The sequence below is a fragment of the Paraburkholderia dipogonis genome (assembly GCF_042680985.1).
GTDB lineage: Bacteria > Pseudomonadota > Gammaproteobacteria > Burkholderiales > Burkholderiaceae > Paraburkholderia > Paraburkholderia phytofirmans.
In genome coordinates this window covers 161,856-182,471 of sequence record NZ_JBHUFR010000008.1, presented here as the reverse complement: position 1 = coordinate 182,471, position 20,616 = coordinate 161,856, and the positions used below count along the sequence as shown (strand labels likewise).

The window sequence follows — 20,616 nt, the reverse complement described above, 5'->3', positions numbered from 1 at the left end:
CGCGCCCGCGGTGCATGACATGGTAGTGCACGACGCGGATAAAAAATCGATAAAAATTTGCGTACTGAATTGAATTAAACGGCGATTTTGTGACTAATTGTAATTGAGCATAAGCAGATGCTGCCGCGAATTATTTACCGCTTTTGTCATGCTAATTTAAGTCACGGAATCTCTTGACCCGAGGTGAAGTCATGAACCTGCATTTACTCGCCGGCATTGCCGTGCTGCTGATCCTTGTCGCCGCCTCCGCCTACCGGGAGGCGCTGCGCAACGAGCCCATTCGCCGTTTTCGCATGACCCCCGGCAAGCTGCCGCAGCTTGACGAGAACGAATAACGCGGGCTGGGAGAGACGCGAGGCGCGCCCGCGGTCGATCCGCTGGCGGCCTTGTCGCATCTGAAGGCCAGTTGTCAGGATATGTAAAATTTTCGGGATTGCCGGAAAATAATTCGATTTCATTGCGTAATTGTTGCCCGCTGTTTATCACGATGCGGCATACCGAAAGAGAATGGATTTATTTATTCGGATTGAGGAAATTTCACATACGTACTGGCGTCATTTTTTTGCTAGTCTTTCCGGCGACATCGATTGGCCGCCAGGCCCGCGAACACACCAATTTCTAACCGATATGGGAATGCCTACCATGCTGAAAGTCACCAAAGCCGTGTTTCCCGTAGCGGGCCTCGGGACACGATTCCTGCCGGCTACCAAGGCGAGTCCTAAGGAAATGCTGCCGATCGTGGATAAACCGCTGATTCAATACGCGGTGGAAGAAGCGATTGCCGCCGGCATCACCGAGATGATCTTCGTAACGGGGCGCAGCAAGCGCGCCATTGAAGATCACTTCGACAAGTCCTACGAAATCGAAGCCGAACTCGAGGCGCGCAACAAGCAGAAGCTGCTCGATCTGGTGCGCAGCATCAAGCCGGCCAACGTCGACTGTTTCTATGTGCGCCAGGCCGAAGCGCTCGGTCTCGGCCACGCGGTGCTGTGCGCCGAGAAACTGGTGGGCGAGAGCCCGTTCGCCGTGATTCTGGCCGACGACCTGTTGCACAGCTCGAAGCCGGTGATGAGCCAGCTCGTCGACACCTTCAATCACTATCACAGCTCGGTGATCGGCGTCGAAACCATCGCGCGCGAAGACAGCCGCTCGTACGGCGTGGTGGACGGCCGCGAGTGGGAAGACAACGTGATCAAGCTGTCGGGCATCGTCGAGAAGCCGGCGCCGGACAAGGCGCCGTCGAATCTCGGCGTGGTGGGCCGTTATGTGCTGATGCCGACCATCTTCAAGCATATCCGCGCGCTGAAGCCGGGCGCGGGTGGCGAGCTGCAATTGACCGACGCGGTGCAATCGCTGCTGACCGAAGAGCAGGTGCTTGCGTATCGCTACTTCGGCACGCGGTTCGATTGCGGCAGCAAGCTGGGCTATCTGAAGGCGACGGTGGAATTCGCGCTGCGCCATCCGGAAGTGAAGGCGGATTTTGAAGCGTATTTGCAGGCTTATATGCAGGGCAATGTGCAGGAAGGCGTGCCGGCGCAGTTTGCGGCGGAGGCGGCTTGATCTGCATTGAAAGCCGCTGCGGTTAGCGCTGTCGGTTTGATGCGGGCCGCGCTCGCTTCAAGGCCGCGCACGCCCCGTGAAACTTATCACGCAGAAGTAACGCGCGGTTGTATCGCGCACATTAAACGGGCGCCGCGTATCACGCGGTGAACTGCACCCCAAAAGGTTGGATCAGTGTCCAACTTTTGGGGTGCAGTTCATTGCTAACCACGCGGCGCCCGTCTTTCTTTCACCCGCCCCACGCATCACGCGCGGTCCGGCAAGCCAGCTCTCAATCTTCCTTCTTCACTTCCAGCCGGAACTTGTGCAGCAACGGTTCCGTGTAGCCGCTCGGTTGCTGGCGTCCTTCGAACACCAGCGCCTGCGCGGCCTTGAAAGCGATCGTGTCGAAGCCCGGCGCCATCGGCTTGTAGAGCGGGTCGCCCGCGTTCTGCTCGTCGACCACCTTCGCCATGCGCTTGAACGTCTCTTCGACGAGTTCGCGCTGCACCACGCCGTGATACAGCCAGTTGGCAATGTGCTGGCTGGAAATACGCAGCGTGGCACGATCTTCCATCAGGCCGACGTCATGAATGTCCGGCACCTTCGAGCAACCCACGCCCTGATCGATCCAGCGCACCACGTAGCCGAGAATGCCCTGTGCGTTGTTGTCGATCTCGCTGCGGATCTCGTCGTCGCTCCACTTCGCCTCGGCGACGACCGGAATCGTCAGCAGGCCGTCGAGCAGTTCGTCGCGCACCGTGGCGTAATCCGTGCGCTCCAGTTCGCGCTGAACCGCTTGCACGTCGATCTGGTGGTAATGCAACGCGTGCAGCGTGGCGGCGGTCGGCGAGGGCACCCATGCGGTGTTTGCCCCGGCTTTCGGATGCGCGATCTTCTGTTCGAGCATGGCGTGCATCAGATCGGGCATCGCCCACATGCCTTTGCCGATCTGCGAGCGGCCGCGCAGGCCCGCGCTCAAACCGGCCAGCACGTTGCTGCGTTCGTAAGCGGCGATCCAGGCGCTCGACTTCATGTCGCCCTTGCGCATCATCGGGCCGGCTTCCATGGCCGAGTGCATTTCGTCGCCGGTGCGGTCGAGGAAACCCGTGTTGATGAACGCGACACGCTCCGACGCTTCGGCGATACAGGCGAGCAGGTTCACGCTGGTGCGGCGCTCCTCGTCCATGATGCCCATCTTGATCGTGTTGCGCGGCAGCTTCAGCAGGTCTTCCACGCGCGCGAACAGCTCGCTGGCGAAAGCGACTTCGGCCGGGCCGTGCATTTTCGGCTTGACGATATAGATCGAGCCGGTGCGCGAATTCAACTGATGCTTGCGGTCGTGCAACGCGCACAGCGTGGTGATCACGGCGTCGAGAATGCCTTCCGGAATCTCGTGGCCGTCTTTCGTCAGCACCGCCGGGTTGGTCATCAAATGACCGACGTTGCGGATGAATAGCAGCGAGCGGCCATGCAGCACCACCGGCGCCGTGCCGTTCGCGGCGGTGTACACGCGGTCGGCGTTCAGCCGGCGCGTGAAGGTCTTGCCGTTCTTCGTGACCTCTTCGGTCAGGTCGCCGGTCATCAGGCCGAGCCAGTTGCGGTAGAGCAGGACCTTGTCGTCCGCATCCACGGCCGCGACCGAGTCTTCACAGTCGATGATCGTGCTCACCGCCGCTTCGACCACCACGTCTTTTACGTGCGCGGAATCGGTCCTGCCGATGGAGTCGCTCGCATCGATCTGGATTTCGAAGTGCAGGCCGTTGTGCTTGAGCAGCACGGCGGACGGCGCGCTTTCCTCGCCCTGATAGCCGATGAATTGCGCCGGCGTCTTCAGCTCGCTCGTCCCGTTCTTGAGCGTGACGACCAGCTTGCCGCCATCGACGCTATAACGCGTGGCGTCCGCATGCGAGCCGTTCGCGAGCGGCGCGGCCTGGTCGAGGAACTTGCGGGCATAGGCGATCACCGCGGCGCCGCGCACCGGATTGAAGGCTTTCTGCTTTTCGGCGCCGCCGGTTTCGGGAATCGCGTCGGTGCCGTACAGCGCGTCGTACAGGCTGCCCCAGCGCGCGTTCGCCGCGTTCAGCGCATAGCGCTGATTCGACAGCGGCACCACGAGTTGCGGGCCGGCCTGTTCGGCGATTTCGGTGTCCACGTTGTCGGTCGTGGCCTTGACGCTCGCGGGCGCCGGCACGATATAGCCGATGCCTTCGAGAAACGCACGGTACGCTCGCAGATCGCGTACCGGACCCGGATTGGCGCGATGCCAGTTGTCCAGCTCGGTCTGCAGGCGGTCGCGCTCGGCGAGCAGCGCACGGTTTTTGGGCGCCAGCTCGTGCACGAGGGCGTCGAAACCCGACCAGAATGCGGCGCTGTCGATTCCGGTGCCGGGCAGGGCTTCGGTTTCGACGAACTGGTCGAGGTTGGCGGCGACTTGCAGTCCGCCGCGCGTGTTCATCTGAGTCATCGACTGCTCCATCTATCTGAATGGGGCCGATGAGGGGGCATCGGCCCGCGTTGTGCAACGGTTGGATTCTTTGCTTCAGGGCCGCCGTTCTGGTCGGCTTGTGAACGGAACGGCTCTCAAACTCAAGCGGCGATAGCCGCGATACCTGCCTTGGCGATCTGCGCGTCCTGATCCGACTTGACGCCCGACACGCCGACCGCGCCGATCACCTGGCCTTCGACGATCACCGGCACGCCGCCTTCCAGCGTGCCTTGCAGCGGCGCGCTCAGGAAAGCGGTGCGGCCGTTGTTGATCATGTCTTCATATACCTTCGTTTCACGGCGGCCGATCGCCGAAGTGCGGGCCTTTTCGGTCGCAATGTACGAACTGGCCGGCGCGCTGCCGTCCAGACGCAGCATGCCGAGCTGATGGCCGCCATCGTCCACCACCACGATGGCGACGGCCCACTGGTGTTTCTCGGCTTCGGCGCGGGCGGCTTCGAGGATGCGGGTCGTTTCGGCGACGGTCAACACGGGTTTGCTCAGCATAGTAAACGTCCTGGTTTGTTTAGAGTAAGGATCGACTCGACCACCTCGCCACGCGCGCCTGGCACGATGGCTTCGGCCTCGATGGCTGGCCGCCGCGCGCGGGTATGACACCGTGCGCGCCTGCGGCGGCCGCGTTGATGTTCGGTGACGGCGCGGGTTGCACGCAGCCTTCCAGTACCCGCATTGTGCGCGGATGCCGCGGCGCCGGCCTTGTCCTTGCCCAAGCGCTTTGCTTGAGGATTTTACGTCCAAGCGCGGCCGGAAGAAACGGCGGAGTCGCGAGGTCCGGTATTCGGCAATTCGTCTGGGCCGATATTCCGGCTGGAACGAAGAGAGGCTCGGGCTTTACAATCAGGCATCAAACACAAGAATTCGCACGCTCCCCACGTGCACACCACGCCATGCCGACCATCAGCGAACTATTCGTCTATCCGATCAAATCCTGCGCGGGCATTGCGCTCAACGAAGCGCGTCTGCTTGCCACCGGCCTCGAATACGACCGCTGCTGGATGGTCACCGACCCGGCCGGCGCCATGCTCACGCAGCGCGCGTATCCGCGCATGGCGCTGATCAAGGTGGAACTCGGCGCCGAGGATCTCGTGATCCGCGCGCCCGGCATGAGCGAGTTGCGCACGCCGCTGGAAAGCGCGCGGCTCGCGGCGCCGCTCGCGGTAGAAACCAGAGTCTGGCGCGACGCGGCCTACGGGCTCGACACCGGCGACGTATGCGCCGCATGGTTTTCGACGTTTCTCGGCGTACCCGCGCGGCTCCTGCGCTTTGATCCTGAACGCGAGCGCATCGTCGATCCGGACTACACGGAGGGAGTGGGCCGCGCGACCACCCATTTCGCGGATGGTTTTCCGCTGCTGGTGATCGGCCAGGCGTCGCTCGACGATCTGAACACGCGCCTGAACGGCAAGGGCGCGCCGTCGATTCCAATCGACCGGTTCCGTCCCAACGTGGTGCTGACGGGGCTCGACGCGTATGAGGAGGACTATGTGGAGACGCTGAGCGTCGACGGGGAAGCGGGCGGGGGCGCGCAACTGCAACTGGTCAAGCCGTGCACGCGCTGTCCGATGCCGACCATCGACCAGGCCAAAGGCGCGCCCGATCCGGACTGGCCGAACGAGCCGAGCGACACGATGAGCGTCTATCGCGCGAATCCACAGCGAAATGGGGCGATCACGTTCGGCAACAACGCGTTGGTCGCGAGCGGCGCCGGAACGTGGCTGCGCGTGGGGCAGGCTGTGGCAGCGGAACTGGGTTTCGGCGATTGACGGCGATGCTGGGGTAAAGCGCGGGTCAATCACGGTCAAGGCGCGCGGTCGGAACGCACGTTCAACGCATATGGCCAACGCAGACGGTCAACGCCTTGTGGACGGCAACTGCGCGCCAAGCCAGCGCACTTCGGTGGACAACACGGGCTAATGCCGGACACGCGCGGTCAACGCCGCGAGGATCACCGGCATCGGCACCGGCTTGACGAAATGATGGTCGAAGCCCGAACGCAGCGATTTGCTGACTTCCTCAGCGCGTTCGAGCCCGGTGACCGCGACCAGCGTGGGCGCCGGAATATCGCCCACGTAGCGGATTCGCCGCGCCACCGCGCGGCCGTCCAGACGCGGCATTTCGACGTCCAGCAACGCGGCCTGCGGATGCCACGCGCAGTATTGAGCCAGCGCATCGAGCCCGTTGCGCGCGGTCCGGATCTCGAAACCATGCGCGCTGAAGTAGAGTACGTAGGCGGCCAGCAGATTCGCGTCGTCGTCGGCGATCAGAAGGCGTGCGGCTGGATGATGGGCCATCTGATTTCTCTCAGGTTGTGATCCTGACAGATAGGTGAGCAATTTGAAGTCCCGGCGACAGGTCTGGGTCCGCACACCACGCTATGTTTCGAGTCATGCGCCGCGCGGGCGTCTATCGTCACCGACAATTCCCATACGGATTCGGTTAATCACGGCCGTCAGACGGCGCAAATCTACAAGTCGGGCAGTTTTATCTCCGTACCGATCATTCTTGCCGACGGCACCTATTTCGGTAATCCCTGCACGATCGCCCGAGTCTGGCCGAGGTCTCGAATCCACGCACTTTGCGCATGTTCGACCTATTTGCCGGGCTGATCGCGATCCAGCCGTGCTTCGCCGCGAGGGTGTCTACGGGCGTTCAAGCACGAGCAGCTGAGAAGGCGCGCAGACGGCTCATCACGCGGCCTGCGCGATTGCCTCGCGCGCCTTCGGCATATCGTTTTGGATCGTGGCCGCTTCGTCGCACTGTCCCTCATCGATCGCCCACACGCGCTCGACGCTCTCGCCGATCGCGTTGCCCACCAGAATCACCGCCGGGCTGCCGAAGCCCGCGCTCGTCGCATCCGCAGCGAGCCGGTCAAGGCGGCTCATCAAACGCCGTTCGTTGCTGCCACCGGCCCATTGCACGACGGCGGCGGGCGTGTCCGCCGGCAAATTCGCGAGCAGCGCGGACGCGATGCTGTCGATCCGCCGCATCCCCATATAGATGGCTAGCGTGGTGCGCGTCGCGGCCAGCGCGGCCCAGTCCGGCTCGCCGTGATCCTCCGTATGTGCGGTGACGAAGCTCACGCCATGGCAATGGCGGCGATGCGTGAGCGAAATGCCGAGTCCCGCGGCAGCCGCGAACCCGGACGAGATTCCGTTAATGATTTCCACCGGAATGCCGGCGTCGCGCAAGACCGCGAGCTCTTCACCGGCGCGTCCGAACAATAGGGCTTCACCGCCTTTCACCCGCACCACGTGCAAGCCCTTGAGCGCATAGCGCCGCATCAGCCGTTCGATAAAAACTTGCGGCGTCGAGCGGCAGCCGCCGCGTTTGCCGACGCGAATCACCCGCGCTTGCGGCGCCAGTGTCACGATCTCCGGATTCGCGAGGTCGTCGAGCAGCACGACATCGGCGGCGGCCAGCGCTTTCACGGCCTTGAGCGTGAGCAGATCAAGGTCGCCGGGGCCGGCGCTCAATAAGGTGACCTTGCCGGTGTTGGCGTTCATCGCGGTATGTATCACGGTGTCCTTCGCTTCTGTATCGGCCGGCGATTGCTGTCGCCGGCGTCCAATAAAAAACGGCATCCGCTCGTGATGAACACGAGGGGACGCCGTTGTCCGGTTACTGCGTGGTGTGCTGCTTTGCCGCTTCGCTTCAGGCGCGGTGAAACACAGCGTTGTGTTTCGCCCGCATGGTATGTGCTACATGTCGTGGCCGCGTTGCCGCCATGAACTCGCCACTGCTTATGCAAGGACTACGCCATGCATCGGCCGGACGCGCTGTACGCCTTGCCACGCCTCGCGAATAACGTCGCCAACGCCCACGCCACGCACCGTTCGCGAGCGTGCACTTCGCACGCGCAGGGTGCTGCGTCGCACCATCCATGTGCCCCACTGCATCAAAACGCGTCGTGCGCCCGCTTTGCCGCACACGCATGCGATTCGCCGCAAACCCCTGCGCCACGGCCTCGTCACCGACATTTCGCGCAACTGGCATAGGCTTTGCATTAAGCCTTGCCATCGGATCAACGTGGATCCGGCGCGAGTGCAACACAAAGTACTCGCTGCAGGACAGGTCAGGACAACGGCGTCCCCCGAATTCAGTCATCGACTGGGTTCGCGGGACGCCGTTTTTATTTCCAGAATCGTTTTCGCCACATGCCTTACGGCGTCGCTCGCAACCAGCACATTGAGGAAACCGCGCTCATGAAAATCATCGTTATCGGTCACGGGATGGTCGGTCACAAACTGGTCGAGTGCCTCGCACAAGACGCCGCGCACGGGCTCGACATCACGGTGCTGTGCGAGGAATCGCGGCCGGCCTACGACCGCGTCCACCTGTCCGAGTTTTTCGCGGGCAAGACTGCGGACGATCTGTCGCTGGTCGAGCCAGGCTTCTTCGAACGCCAGAACGTGTTGCTCAAGCTGAATGCGAAGGCCGTGACGGTCGATCGCGATGCGCGCACCGTGACGGTGTCGACGGGCGAAACATTGCCTTATGACAAACTGGTTTTCGCGACCGGTTCCTATCCGTTCGTGCCGCCCGTCGAGGGCCGTGAACGCGCCGATTGCTTCGTGTACCGAACTATCGACGATCTCGAAGCGATGCGCGAATGCGGCGCGCGCTCGAAGACGGGCACGGTGGTGGGCGGCGGACTGCTCGGCCTCGAATGCGCGAAGGCGCTGCGCGACATGGGCCTGCAAACGCACGTGGTCGAATTCGCGCCGCGTCTGATGGCCGTGCAGGTGGACGACGGCGGCGGCCGCGTGCTGCGCGGCAAGATCGAAGAACTGGGCGTGACGGTGCATACGCAGAAGAACACCACGGCGATCGTCGACGGCGAAGCGGGCACCCACCGCATGCATTTCGCCGACGGCAGCCATCTCGACACCGACATGATCGTGTTCTCCGCGGGCATTCGTCCGCGTGACGATCTGGCGCGCGCGAGCGGCCTGACGCTCGGCCCGCGCGGCGGCATCGTGATCGATAACGCGTGCCGCACGAGCGATCCGCACATCTACGCGATCGGCGAATGCGCGCTGTGGAACGGTCAGCTGTTCGGCCTCGTGGCGCCGGGCTACGACATGGCTCGCGCGGTGGCGAAGCAACTGCTAGGCGACACGGCGGAATTCGCCGGCGCCGACATGAGCACCAAGCTCAAGCTGATGGGCGTGGACGTGGCGAGCATCGGCGACGCGCACGGCAGCACGCCTGGCAGCCGCGCGTACCAGTTCAGCGACGAGCGCAAGCAGGTCTACAAGAAGCTGGTGGTGTCGGAGTGCGGCAAATATTTGCTGGGCGGCGTGATGGTGGGCGACGCCGGCGAATACGGCACGCTGCTGCAGATGATGTTGAACCGCATCGAACTACCGGCGTCGCCTGAATTCCTGATCTTGCCGGCGGCCGACGGCAATGCGAAACCCGCGATCGGCGTCGATTCCTTGCCCGCTTCCGCGCAAATCTGTTCGTGCAACAACGTCTCGAAGGGCGAGTTGTGCGCCGCCGTTTGTGCCGGCGCGACCGACATCGGCGCGTTGAAATGCGCGACGACCGCCGGCACGTCATGTGGCGGTTGCGTGCCGCTCGTCACGCAGGTGATGAAGGCCGAGATGAAGAAGCAGGGTCTCGCGGTCAACAACCACGTCTGCGAACACTTCGCGTATTCGCGCCAGGAGCTGTATCACATCGTGCGTGTGGAAGGCGTGCGCAGCTTCGGCGAACTGCTCGCGAAGCACGGCCACGGCCTCGGCTGCGATATCTGCAAGCCGCTGGTGGCGAGCGTGCTCGCGTCGTGCTGGAACGAGTTCGTGCTGAAGAAGGAGCACGCCTCGCTGCAGGACACCAACGACTACTACCTCGCCAACATTCAGCGTGACGGCACCTATTCGGTCGTGCCGCGCATGGCCGGCGGCGAAGTGACGCCCGATGGTTTGATCGCAGTCGGCCAGATCGCCAAGAAGTACGGCCTCTATACGAAGATCACCGGCGGCCAGCGTGTCGATCTGTTCGGCGCGCGCGTCGAGCAATTGCCGCTTATCTGGGAAGAACTGATCGCCGCCGGTTTCGAATCGGGCCACGCCTACGGCAAGTCGCTGCGCACCGTGAAATCGTGTGTCGGTTCGACGTGGTGCCGCTACGGCGTCGGCGATTCGGTGGGTCTCGCGGTGGAGATCGAAAACCGCTACAAGGGCCTGCGCACGCCGCACAAGATCAAGTTCGGCGTGTCGGGCTGCACTCGCGAATGCGCGGAAGCGCAAGGCAAGGACGTCGGCATCATCGCGACCGAAAAGGGCTGGAATCTCTATGTGTGCGGCAACGGCGGCATGAAACCGCGCCACGCCGAACTGCTCGCGTCGGACCTCGATAAGGAGACGCTGGTGCGCTACATCGACCGTTTCCTGATGTTCTACGTGCGTACTGCCGACCGTCTGCAACGCACCAGCGTGTGGCGCGAGAACCTCGAAGGCGGTCTGGATTATCTGATCGACGTGGTCGTCAACGACCACCTGGGTGTGGCCGACGAACTCGAGTCGGAAATGCAGCACGTCGTCGACACCTACGAGTGCGAATGGAAGAAGGCTGTCACCGATCCCGAAACGCGCAAGCGCTTCCGTCATTTCGTCAACAGCGGCGAGTCGGACAGCAACGTTGCATTTGTCGAGGAGCGCGGCCAGATCCGGCCGGCCATGCCTGCCGAGCGGCGCTCGAAGCTCGCGGCGATTCCCGTTGTCGTCGAAACCGTTTGATTGAACCGCACCATTTACCGAGGACTTCCGTCATGAACAACGATCGCCTGCCACGCTCCTGGACGCCGGTTTGCCCGCTCGACGACATCGTGCCCAACACGGGTGTTTGCGCGCTCGTCAACGGCGAACAGGTCGCGGTTTTTCATGTGAACAACGGTGACGCGGACCCGATCGTGTACGCGATCGAAAACTTCGATCCGGGCTCGCAGGCCGCGGTGCTCTCGCGCGGATTGATTGGCAGCCTCGGCGAGCGCGTCGTGGTCGCTTCGCCGATCTACAAGCACCACTTCGACCTGCGCACCGGCGAGTGCCTCGAAACACCGGCACATTCCGTCGGCGCGTTTGCCGCGCGGGTGGAAAACGGCCAGGTGTGGGTCGCGGTTTGAATCGCTGAATTCCTTCTTAACGACGTCGCTCGCCATGTCCTCCACTAACGTAAAAACCGTGTGCCCCTACTGCGGCGTTGGCTGCGGTATGGTCCTGCACGTCGAGGACGGCCAGGTCGTGAAAATTTCCGGCGACAAGGAGCATCCGGCCAATTTCGGACGGCTGTGCACGAAGGGTCAGTCGGCGCACGTCGCGTTGCGCAAGTCGGGGCGTCTCGAAGACGCGTTCGTGCGTCACGCGCGCGGCCAGGACCCCGCGCCGCTGCCGATGGCGCAGGCGATCAGCACCACGGCCACGCGCTTGCGCGGCCTGCTCGATGAACACGGCCCCGACGCGCTGTCGTTCTACGTCTCCGGGCAGATGTCGATCGAGGCGCAGTACCTCGTCAACAAACTCGCCAAGGGTTTTGTCGGCACCAACAACATCGAATCGAATTCACGCCTGTGCATGGCGAGCGCGGGCAGCGGCTACAAACTGTCGCTCGGCGCGGACGGTCCCCCGGGATCATACGAGGACATCGATCACGCCGACCTGTTCTTCGTGATCGGCGCGAATATGGCCGACTGTCACCCGATTCTGTTCCTGCGCATGATGGATCGCGTGAAGGCCGGCGCCAAACTGATCGTCGTCGATCCGCGCCGCAATACCACGGCGGAGAAGGCCGATCTCTTCATGCAGATCAAGCCGGGCACCGATCTCGCGTTGCTCAACGGCCTGCTGCATCTGTTGCACGAAAACGGCCATACGGATGCCGCTTTCATCGCCGACGCCACCGAAGGCTGGGACGCAATGCCCGCGTTTCTGGCCGACTACACGCCGGAAAACGTCGCGCAAATCACCGGCCTCGCCGTCGAAGATATCCGCGAGGCCGCGCGGATGATCGGCTCGGCGAAAGAGTGGATCAGCTGCTGGACCATGGGCCTGAATCAGAGCACGCACGGCACATGGCACACCAACGCGATCTGCAACCTGCATCTGGCGACGGGCAAGATTTGCCGGCGCGGCAGCGGCCCGTTTTCGCTGACGGGCCAGCCCAATGCGATGGGCGGTCGCGAGATGGGGTACATGGGGCCGGGCCTGCCGGGTCAACGCTCGGTGCTGGTCGAAGAAGACCGCGCGTTTATCGAAGACCTGTGGGGCATTCCGAAGGGTTCGCTCAAGCCGCAGGTCGGCAATGGCACGATCGATATGTTCGCGCGCATGGCGGCGGGGGAGATCAAGGCGTGCTGGATCATCTGCACGAATCCGGTGGCGAGCGTGGCGAATCGTCAGAACGTGATCGAAGGATTGAGCGCGGCGCAACTCGTGATCGCGCAGGACGCGTTCCTCGATACTGAGACCAACCGCTATGCCGACGTGCTGCTGCCCGGCGCGCTGTGGGCCGAAGCCGAAGGCGTGATGATCAACTCTGAGCGCAATCTCACGCTGATGCAGAAGGGCATCGAACCGCCGGGCGCTGCGTTGCCGGACTGGCAGATCATCGCGCGCGTCGCGTGTGAAATGGGTTTCGCCGATGCCTTCACCTACGCGAGCGCCGCGGAAGTCTTCGCGGAAATCACCCGCGCGTCGAATCTGAAAACCGGTTACGACTTGCGCGGCGCAAGCCACCGCCGTCTGAAGGAAACACCGTTGCAATGGCCGCTTGCATCGGATGATTCCGCCGACCGCAATCCGGTGCGTTACCTCAACGACGGCGTGAGTCAAAGGCTCAAGGAACGGCCCGACGGCAGCCGTCCGCGGCTCGTGTTTCCGACGGCGAGCGGCAAGGCCATGTTCTTCGCGCGTGCCTACGCGGCGCCGGCTGAACTGCCGGATCGTGAGTTTCCGATCGTGCTGAATACCGGCCGTCTGCAGCATCAATGGCACACGATGACCAAGACCGGCAAGGTCGCGATGCTCAACAAGCTGAACCCCGTCCCGTTCGTCGAGATTCATCCCGAAGATGCCGCCACGCTCGGCATCAAGGCGAAAGACCCGGTGGAGATTCGTTCGCGCCGTGGTCGCGCGGTGTTGCCGGCTGTCGTGACCGAGCGCGTGAACGCGGGGCAGTGCTTTGCGCCGATGCACTGGAACGACGTGTTCGGCGACGACCTGTGCATCAATGCCGTGACGAGCGACTCCATCGACCCGGTTTCGCAGCAGCCCGAACTCAAGTTCTGCGCAGTGGCGCTGAGCCCGGTGGCGGCCGAGCGCGTCGAGCCTTTCCTGAATGACGACGATGTATCGCTGGCTGATGGAGCCGTTGCAGTCGCTGCAAGCGCGGCGCCAGCCAACACCGTATCGGCAAGCGCCGAGGATCTGGATATGCCCCGTATCGATGCACTCACCAGCCTGTTGCAGTTGCCGCCAACACCCGCGCGTTCCCTTACCGATCAGGAGCGCGTCTATCTGGCCGGCTTCGTGAATGGACTGCGTTCGGCGGAAGCGCAAGGTATCGACCGCGTGCCGGTTCTGCCGGCAAGCGCACCGTTCGATGCGACGAACCGCCTTTACGTCGACGGTTTGCTGGCCGGTCTTTATAGCCGCAGTGCGAGCGCTCCGGTTGCTGCGTCGACAACGCCGCATGCCGCGACGAATGCGGAAACATCACACGCTTCGTCCGGCGTGCGGATCGTGCGCGCACGGCCGAAAGTCACCCTCTTGTGGGCCTCGCAAACCGGCAACACCGAGTCGCTGACCGAGGGCTATGCCACGCGTTTAATGGAGTCGGGCTTTGAAATCCGCACGTCGTGCATGGCGGATTATCAGGCGTCGACGCTCGCCAAAGCCCAATACGTGCTGCTCATGACGAGCACCTTCGGCGACGGCGATCCGCCCGACAACGCGCAAAGTTTGTGGACGCAATTGAACGCCGAGGGTGCGCCGCGCCTCGACGGCGTGCGCTTCGCGGTGCTGGCGCTCGGCGATCGCAATTATGACCAGTTCTGCGGCCACGGCCGCCGACTCGACGAGCGGCTCGCCGGACAAGGCGCGCTGCGCCTGATGGAGCGAGTCGATTGCGATAGCGAGTATCAGGAAAGCGCGGACGCGTGGCTCGAACGCGTCATCGTGCGCATCAAGGAAGAGGATGCCGCGCTGTACGCCGTGCCGCCGGGCGGCATGATCAACGCGGTGGTGCCGGGCACAGTGGCGACCAAAACGCGGCCGGCCGCGTCGCGGCTCGTCAGCAATCTGCGCCTGAACAAGCAGGGCGCGGCGAAAGACACGCGCTACTTTTCGCTGAGCACCGGCGACTCAGGACTCGAATACGAAGCAGGCGATGCGCTCGGCGTCTGGCCGAGCAACTGCCCGGAGCTGGTCGACGAGTTGATCACGCTGAGCGGCGCGAGCGCGGATGCCGCGGTGAACGTGGCGGGCGTGGGCGAAATGCGTCTTGCCGATGCACTCGGGAAGCACTACGAGATCGCGCGGCCAAGCCCCGATCTTCTCGCGTTCGTCGCCGCGCGCAGCCATAACGGCGCGCTGCGCGATCTGCTGTCGCCCGAGCGCAAGGCCGACCTCAAACAGTGGTTGTGGGGCCAGCAGATCGCCGACGTGCTGCACGAATTTCCGGTGAGCCTCACGGCCGCCGAATTGACCGGCATGCTCAAGCGTCTGCAGCCGCGTCTCTATTCGATTGCATCGAGCCCGAAAGCACATGTGGGCGCAGTTCATCTGACCGTTGCCGCGGTGCGCTACAGCAATGGCCGACGTCATCGCAAAGGCGTGTCGTCGACATTTCTCGCCGACCGCGCGGGCGATGTCAACGTGCCTGTGTTCGTGCAGAAGTCCGCGCACTTTCGTCCTCCTCATGGTTCCGATACGCCGATGATCATGGTCGGTCCCGGCACCGGCGTTGCACCGTTTCGCGGCTTTCTGCACGAACGGCGTGCGCGCGGCGATAGGGGCCGCAACTGGCTCTTCTTCGGCGAGCAGCATGCTGCCTCCGATTTCTACTATCGCGACGAACTCGAATCGATGCGCGACACCGGCGTGCTGACGCGGCTCGACGTCGCGTTCTCGCGCGACCAGGCGGATAAGGTCTATGTGCAGGACCGCATGCGCGAACAGGGTGCGCAACTGTGGTCGTGGCTCGAAGACGGTGCGCATTTCTACGTATGCGGCGACGCCAACCGGATGGCGAAGGATGTGGACGCGGCGCTCAAGGAAGTGGTTGCCCGTCATGGCGGCATGAGCGACGAAAAAGCACTCGAATACGTGAACCGTCTCGCGCAGGAAAAGCGCTACGCGCGCGACGTTTATTGATCATCACGCGGGTTTCAGCGCCACGAATGCGCTTGCCGTTTCAAGGTTTCAAGGTTTCAAAGAGTACGCAGTACAGCTTCAAAAGAAGGAGCCGCATGGCATGGAGGTTGCATGTTTATGCCGGTTTTCAACATCGTGATCATTCCGGTGCGTGGCGCGTGGCGCGATCTGCTGGATAGTCGAAAAATCAGTTTTGTGAGGATATCTGATGAAAAACGTGATGAGCTCCCTAAAGAGTGGGGACTGGCGCGCGCTGGTGGCGTGTTTCCTCTATTTCGACACGGGCTTTACCGTATGGGTCCTGTATGGACCACTCGCACCGTTCATCAGCAAGAGCATCGCGATGACGCCCGCGCAACAGGGTTTGCTCGTCGCGGTGCCGGTGCTGTCGGCCGCGATTCTGCGCGTGACGCTCGGTAACCTGTATCAATCCGCGCACGGCAAGCGCATTGCGCTGATGGGCGTGCTGTTGTCGGCGGTGCCGACCATCGTGTTGCCGTTGCTGCCGTCCGTGCCGTCGTACACGATGCTGCTGGTGCTCGGCGTGTTCCTCGGCGTGGGCGGTGCGAGTTTCGCGGTGGCGCTGCCGATGGCGGGCAGCAACTATCCGCCGAAGGTGCAGGGCCTCGTGCTGGGCCTCGCCGCGGCCGGCAATATCGGTGCGGTGCTCGACGGCTTTCTGTTCCCGCAACTGGCGACGCACTACGGCTGGCAGATGGCCGCCGGCGGCGCTCTGCCTTTGCTCGCGATCGCCGCGATCACGCTGTATTTCTGGGCCAACGACTCCGGCGTGAAAACCGGCAGCGCGCTGCGCGCATTCGGCAGCTTCGCGGTGACGCTGGTCGGCTTGATCGTGCTGGTGCTGCTCGTCGAAGCCGGCATGTTCGGTTCCGGCAAAACGGGTGTGCTGCTGTTGCCGGTGATCGGCGCTCTGCTGGCGATCGCTGTGCTGCCCAAGCGCTACCGCGCGGTGCTGGCCGAGCGTGACACATGGGCGATCATGCTGGTGTACAGCATTACGTTCGGCGGTTTCGTCGGTATGTCCTCGTATGTCACGCTGCTGCTGACCAATCTCTATCAGCTCTCGAAGATCGACGCGGGCCTCTTCATGGCGCTGCTCGCCGCGACCGGCGCGATGGTGCGCCCGCTCGGCGGCCTGATTGCCGACAAGGTGTCCGGCGTGCGCGCGCTGACTTTCCTGCTCGCGGTCATTTCGCTGTGCGACTTCGTGTTCGCCGCGGCCATGCCGGCCATGGCCGGTGGCATCGCGCTGCTGTTGTGCCTGTATGTGGCCTTCGGTCTCGGTAACGGCGCGACCTTCCAGCTGGTGCCGCATCGCTGGGCCGGCCGCACGGGTCTGATGTCGGGCATCGTCGGCGCCGCCGGTGGCATCGGCGGATTCTATCTGCCGGTCGTGATGGGTATCGCGAAGGAAAGCACGGGCAGCTATCAGATGGGCTTCGCGACGTTCGGCGCGCTGGCGGCCTGCGCGTTCATCGCAATCGTCGCACTGCGCCGTCCGTGGATGGCGTGGTCCATGCACACCGGTGTGATGCACGCGCACGCAACGGAGTGATGGAGCGATGGAGTAAAGCAGTAACGCGGACGATCCGGCTGCCACGCTAACGTGGCGGTGCGGATCGTGCGACGGGGCCGATCAGAAATCATAAGAAGTCAAAATGAGCATCACGACAGAACGGGTTCACGCACCGCCGTCCGACGCGGACGTCTCCAGCGAGGTGTTGAGTTCGTTGATCAATATGGCGGGGCGTCAGCGGATGCTTTCGCAGCGCATCGTGTTGAAAGCAATGCTGGCGCTTGAACAACTCGACGGCGCGCTGGCGATCGCGCGCGACACGCTCAACACATTTACCGATAGTCATACGGTGCTGATTCAAGGCCGCGATGGTTTGCCCGGTCTGTTTTCGCCAGCGTTGCGCGAGGCATTTCACGGCCGCGAGAATGTCGCCGGAAAGATCGCGGACTTTATCGCGCTAGCTTCGACGGCGCTGGAGGCGATCGGGCGCGCTTCGCCGCGCGCGGGCGATGCACTCAAGGCCCTGGTCGATTCGGTCGATCCGTTGCTCACGCATCTGCACGGCGTCACAGCCGTCTATGAACAGGAAAGCCGGCGCATAGCGCGATTGCAGAAGAAAGAGCAGCAGCAGTTGATCGAGCGGATCAAGGCTATCGCGAAAGAAGCGCACATCGTCTCGTTCAACGGTCAGATCGTGGCGAGCCGTGCTCATGTGACCGGTCGCGAGTTCGCCGTGGTGGCCGGTGTGATGACGTCGATCACGAAGGAACTTGAGGCCGTTGTGAGCGCGTTCGTGAAGAAAACATCGGCGGGATGAAGCACGCAGTGCGGCGTTATTGCCGTATGCTTGGCGTTTTCCGAAACGTCGGGCAAATGTAATGGATAACTGGTGGCACGCGGTGTGGGCAACCGCCCGGGGAGAGTTCTCCGATCTCGGCAGCGCGGCCGACGTCACTCAGGTTCTGATGCGCCTCGGGCTCGCGTTGATACTCGGCGGCATACTCGGTTTCGAACGTGAGATGTCACGTCGTGACGCCGGCATGCGCACGCACATGATGGTCTCGGTCGGCGCGGCGCTGTTCGTGGTCGTGCCGCTGCAGGCCGGTTTCTCGCAGGACAACATGAGCCGGGTTTTGCAGGGACTCGTGTCCGGGATTGGTTTTCTGGGCGCGGGCGCCATCATCAAACTCAGCGCCGAGCGCGAGGTGCGCGGTCTGACGACGGCGGCAAGCTTGTGGCTCACTGCGGGCGTCGGCGTGGCGGCGGGACTCGGGCGTGAGGCGACGGCGATTCTCAGCGTGGCGATCGCGCTGGCCATTCTGTCGAGCGCGCGGCTGTTCAAAAGTCGGGAACAGGAAGAGAAGTAGGCGCGGGCCGAGCCGTCGATCCAAGAGAAATCGCCGTGAGAAAACATGCAGTCGATTACTTGCATGTTGTCCAGCGTGTTCCTAATATGCAGTTGGTAACTACGTTGCATGAGACCAGAGTAAGCGCTAAAGCGCCAACTCTGGTCGACAGGAGGCTGCATATGAACACATCGACCGATCGCATTGAAAAACAGATTCTGCTAAAGGCGCCGCGCTCGCGCGTCTGGCGCGCGCTATCCAACGCCGAGGAATTCGGCAACTGGTTCGGCGTGAATCTCGCCGGCAAACATTTCGTGGCCGGCCAGTCCGTGCAGGGCAACATTACCTATCCCGGCTACGAATATCTCGTCATGGACGTGCATGTCGAGCGTGTCGAGCCCGAGCATCATCTTTCGTGGCGCTGGCATCCGGCCGCGGTCGATATCAATGTGGACTATTCGCCGGAGCCGACTACTTTGGTCGTTTTCGAGTTGACCGAGGTCGAATCGGGCACCTTATTGCGCGTGGTCGAGTCGGGCTTCGATCAACTTCCTCCCGGCCGCCGCGAAGAAGCTTTCCGTATGAATAGCGGCGGGTGGGATGAACAGATGACCAACATCGAACGGCATGTCGCCAAGGGTTAAGAAAACGTCTGGCGGAGTGGCGCTGAAGGCGGCGGCGCTGCGCAGTTCCGCGGCCATTTTCGCGGCGCTCGGCGACGAGACACGTCTGCGTCTGGTCGCGGTATTGTGCGCGGGCAGCGCGATGTCGATTGCGCAACTCACGGCGGGAACGGACATCACGCGGCAGTCCGTCACGCAGCACTTGGAAGTGCTCGCCAATGCGGGTCTGGTGCGCGACGTCAAGGTGGGCCGCGAACGCTTGTGGGAATTCGAGCCCACCCATCTCGACGAAGCGCGCCGCGCGCTCGACGCGATCTCGCGGCAGTGGGATCACGCGTTGTCGAGGTTGAAGGCGGCGGTTGAGGAGTGAAAACCGCCGCTCAGAACTTATGCCGCAGCGCAACCCGAACAGCGACCTGGGTGCCCGTCGACGACGGCGCCTGCACCCCCGGAATGAACGCGTCGTCGAGAATCGAGTGAGTCGAATCGCCCGCGACCTTCTGATACTCACCCTGCACATACACATCGGTGCGCCGCGACAGGTTGTAATCCGCCATCAAACCCACCGAGTGAATCTTCGGCTTCACGCTGCCTGACGACGCATCGTAGTTTTCCATCGTGTACACGTACTGGGCGCCCACGAAAAACGCCGGCGTGAACTGGTATTTGCCGTTCAATTCGAAGTTCTGGTACTTCAGCGTATTCAACGTCACACCTGGCGCGGCCAGCGGAATGCCAATATAGCCGTTGCCCGTCGGATTCCTGTAGTTCGAGTTGGTGTAGGCAAAACCGGCCGTCGCCGAGCCGAACGTGTAGTTGATGCCGCCGCCGAACACGCGCATACGTCCCGCGATAAAACTCGCGTCGTTCGCGGTAATCGCGCCCGTCGACCCCACGCCGGGATTGTCCGCCTGCATATACGCCGCCGCGATCAGCAGGCCGCCAATCGCATACTGCCCGCCGAAGCTATACGCGCGATTGTTCGCGAAGTTGGTGTCGTTACTGAAGGCGTAAGCGCCGCCGAACTGGAAGCCCGCGATCTCCGGGCTCTCGTATTTCACGCTGTTGCCGAGGCGGAACGAGTTGTCGGTGTTGTCGTTGTCGTACGGATGCGCGAACAGATAGCCGGCCCAGTTGCCGTTGGCCGTGGTCTGCGCAAGATAATCGACCACGGAATCGTACTGGCGCCCGAGTGTGACCGTGCCAAAGCGGCCGTCGCTCAGACCCACATAAGCCTGGCGGCCGAACATGCGGCCACCCTGGCCGAGCCGTCCCGAACTCACGTCGAAGCCGTTTTCGAGTTGAAACACGGCCTTCAGACCGCCGCCCAGATCCTCCGAACCCTTCATGCCCCAGCGGCTGCCTTGCGCATAGCCGCTCGCCATTTCCCAGACCGCGCCGTGCCCCGCGTTGTTGGTGTAGTCGATGCCTTCGTCGAGCACGCCGTAAAGCGTGACGCTGCTTTGAGCGAAGGCCGGCGACGCCGCCAGCGAGGCGAGTGCGGTGAATGCGGCGGCAGCAATGCGGTTCTTTTTCATCATGAGCTCCAGACCCTGGTAGTGAGCGGACCGAACGCGCCGGTCGATTCCGAACGCGTCTACAGCCCGCTGCTTTTGGCAAAGCCCGGATTCTGCTATTCGGAATGCGACTCGCGAATGAGGCACATCCCTGGATAAACGTGATTTTTT

Annotated in this window: 16 protein-coding genes; 11 read left to right on the top strand and 5 right to left on the bottom strand. The window is 62.8% G+C overall.

Annotated features, from left to right (window positions below):
- Window positions 1–191 precede the first annotated feature (191 nt).
- Window positions 192–335, top strand: coding sequence for a hypothetical protein (locus tag ACFSNN_RS10830; RefSeq protein ID WP_166679105.1), 144 nt, complete (start codon window positions 192–194; stop codon window positions 333–335).
- A gap of 307 nt (window positions 336–642) precedes the next feature.
- Entirely contained in the window at window positions 643–1,560 is a 918-nt protein-coding gene (gene galU, locus ACFSNN_RS10825) for a UTP--glucose-1-phosphate uridylyltransferase GalU (protein WP_134456095.1), read from the top strand.
- A 271-nt stretch (window positions 1,561–1,831) separates the two neighbouring features.
- On the opposite strand, the gene ACFSNN_RS10820 is transcribed toward galU, so the two are convergent.
- Window positions 1,832–4,006 carry a malate synthase G gene (locus tag ACFSNN_RS10820; protein ID WP_134456094.1) on the bottom strand — a complete coding sequence of 725 codons (2,175 nt, stop codon included), beginning with the start codon at window positions 4,004–4,006 and terminating at the stop codon, window positions 1,832–1,834.
- 122 nt (window positions 4,007–4,128) lie between these two features.
- Window positions 4,129–4,533 (bottom strand): GlcG/HbpS family heme-binding protein, encoded by a 405-nt coding sequence (locus ACFSNN_RS10815; RefSeq protein WP_106307296.1) that lies wholly within the window; start codon window positions 4,531–4,533, stop codon window positions 4,129–4,131.
- Window positions 4,534–4,934: 401 nt separating this feature from the next.
- Here ACFSNN_RS10815 and ACFSNN_RS10810 point away from each other — a divergent pair, with 401 nt between their 5' ends.
- Entirely contained in the window at window positions 4,935–5,810 is an 876-nt protein-coding gene (locus ACFSNN_RS10810; RefSeq protein WP_134456093.1) for an MOSC domain-containing protein, read from the top strand.
- Between the two features lie 147 nt (window positions 5,811–5,957).
- Here the strand turns inward: ACFSNN_RS10810 and ACFSNN_RS10805 are convergent, their stop codons facing one another.
- Both ACFSNN_RS10805 and cobA read right to left on the bottom strand, forming a co-directional pair.
- Window positions 5,958–6,338, bottom strand: coding sequence for a response regulator (locus ACFSNN_RS10805; RefSeq protein ID WP_134456092.1), 381 nt, complete (start codon window positions 6,336–6,338; stop codon window positions 5,958–5,960).
- Window positions 6,339–6,734: 396 nt separating this feature from the next.
- Entirely contained in the window at window positions 6,735–7,550 is an 816-nt protein-coding gene (gene cobA, locus ACFSNN_RS10800; protein ID WP_134456091.1) for a uroporphyrinogen-III C-methyltransferase, read from the bottom strand.
- Window positions 7,551–8,249: 699 nt separating this feature from the next.
- Here cobA and nirB point away from each other — a divergent pair.
- The 8 genes from nirB to ACFSNN_RS10760 all read left to right on the top strand — a co-directional run bounded on the left by nirB (window position 8,250) and on the right by ACFSNN_RS10760 (window position 19,298).
- The gene (gene nirB, locus ACFSNN_RS10795; RefSeq protein ID WP_134456090.1) at window positions 8,250–10,790 is read left to right on the top strand and encodes a nitrite reductase large subunit NirB; all 2,541 of its coding nucleotides are present in this window, start codon (window positions 8,250–8,252) and stop codon (window positions 10,788–10,790) included.
- A 32-nt stretch (window positions 10,791–10,822) separates the two neighbouring features.
- Window positions 10,823–11,176 carry a nitrite reductase small subunit NirD gene (gene nirD / locus ACFSNN_RS10790; RefSeq protein ID WP_134456089.1) on the top strand — a complete coding sequence of 118 codons (354 nt, stop codon included), beginning with the start codon at window positions 10,823–10,825 and terminating at the stop codon, window positions 11,174–11,176.
- A gap of 34 nt (window positions 11,177–11,210) precedes the next feature.
- Window positions 11,211–15,422 carry a bifunctional nitrate reductase/sulfite reductase flavoprotein subunit alpha gene (locus ACFSNN_RS10785; protein WP_134456088.1) on the top strand — a complete coding sequence of 1,404 codons (4,212 nt, stop codon included), beginning with the start codon at window positions 11,211–11,213 and terminating at the stop codon, window positions 15,420–15,422.
- A gap of 208 nt (window positions 15,423–15,630) precedes the next feature.
- Entirely contained in the window at window positions 15,631–16,998 is a 1,368-nt protein-coding gene (locus ACFSNN_RS10780; RefSeq protein WP_134456087.1) for an MFS transporter, read from the top strand.
- A 103-nt stretch (window positions 16,999–17,101) separates the two neighbouring features.
- Window positions 17,102–17,776 carry a type IV pili methyl-accepting chemotaxis transducer N-terminal domain-containing protein gene (locus ACFSNN_RS10775; RefSeq protein ID WP_134456086.1) on the top strand — a complete coding sequence of 225 codons (675 nt, stop codon included), beginning with the start codon at window positions 17,102–17,104 and terminating at the stop codon, window positions 17,774–17,776.
- Window positions 17,777–17,837: 61 nt separating this feature from the next.
- Window positions 17,838–18,326: an MgtC/SapB family protein gene (locus ACFSNN_RS10770; protein ID WP_134456085.1), complete on the top strand. Its 489-nt coding sequence runs from the start codon at window positions 17,838–17,840 to the stop codon at window positions 18,324–18,326.
- Window positions 18,327–18,487: 161 nt separating this feature from the next.
- Window positions 18,488–18,949 (top strand): SRPBCC family protein, encoded by a 462-nt coding sequence (locus ACFSNN_RS10765; protein WP_134456084.1) that lies wholly within the window; start codon window positions 18,488–18,490, stop codon window positions 18,947–18,949.
- A complete protein-coding gene (locus ACFSNN_RS10760; protein ID WP_134456083.1) occupies window positions 18,933–19,298 on the top strand; it encodes an ArsR/SmtB family transcription factor in 366 nt (121 codons plus the stop codon). Before ACFSNN_RS10765 ends, ACFSNN_RS10760 begins: the two co-directional genes overlap by 17 nt.
- Window positions 19,299–19,308: 10 nt before the next feature.
- Here ACFSNN_RS10760 and ACFSNN_RS10755 read toward each other — a convergent pair whose 3' ends face one another.
- Window positions 19,309–20,466, bottom strand: coding sequence for a porin (locus ACFSNN_RS10755; RefSeq protein ID WP_134458854.1), 1,158 nt, complete (start codon window positions 20,464–20,466; stop codon window positions 19,309–19,311).
- Window positions 20,467–20,616: the final 150 nt, after the last annotated feature.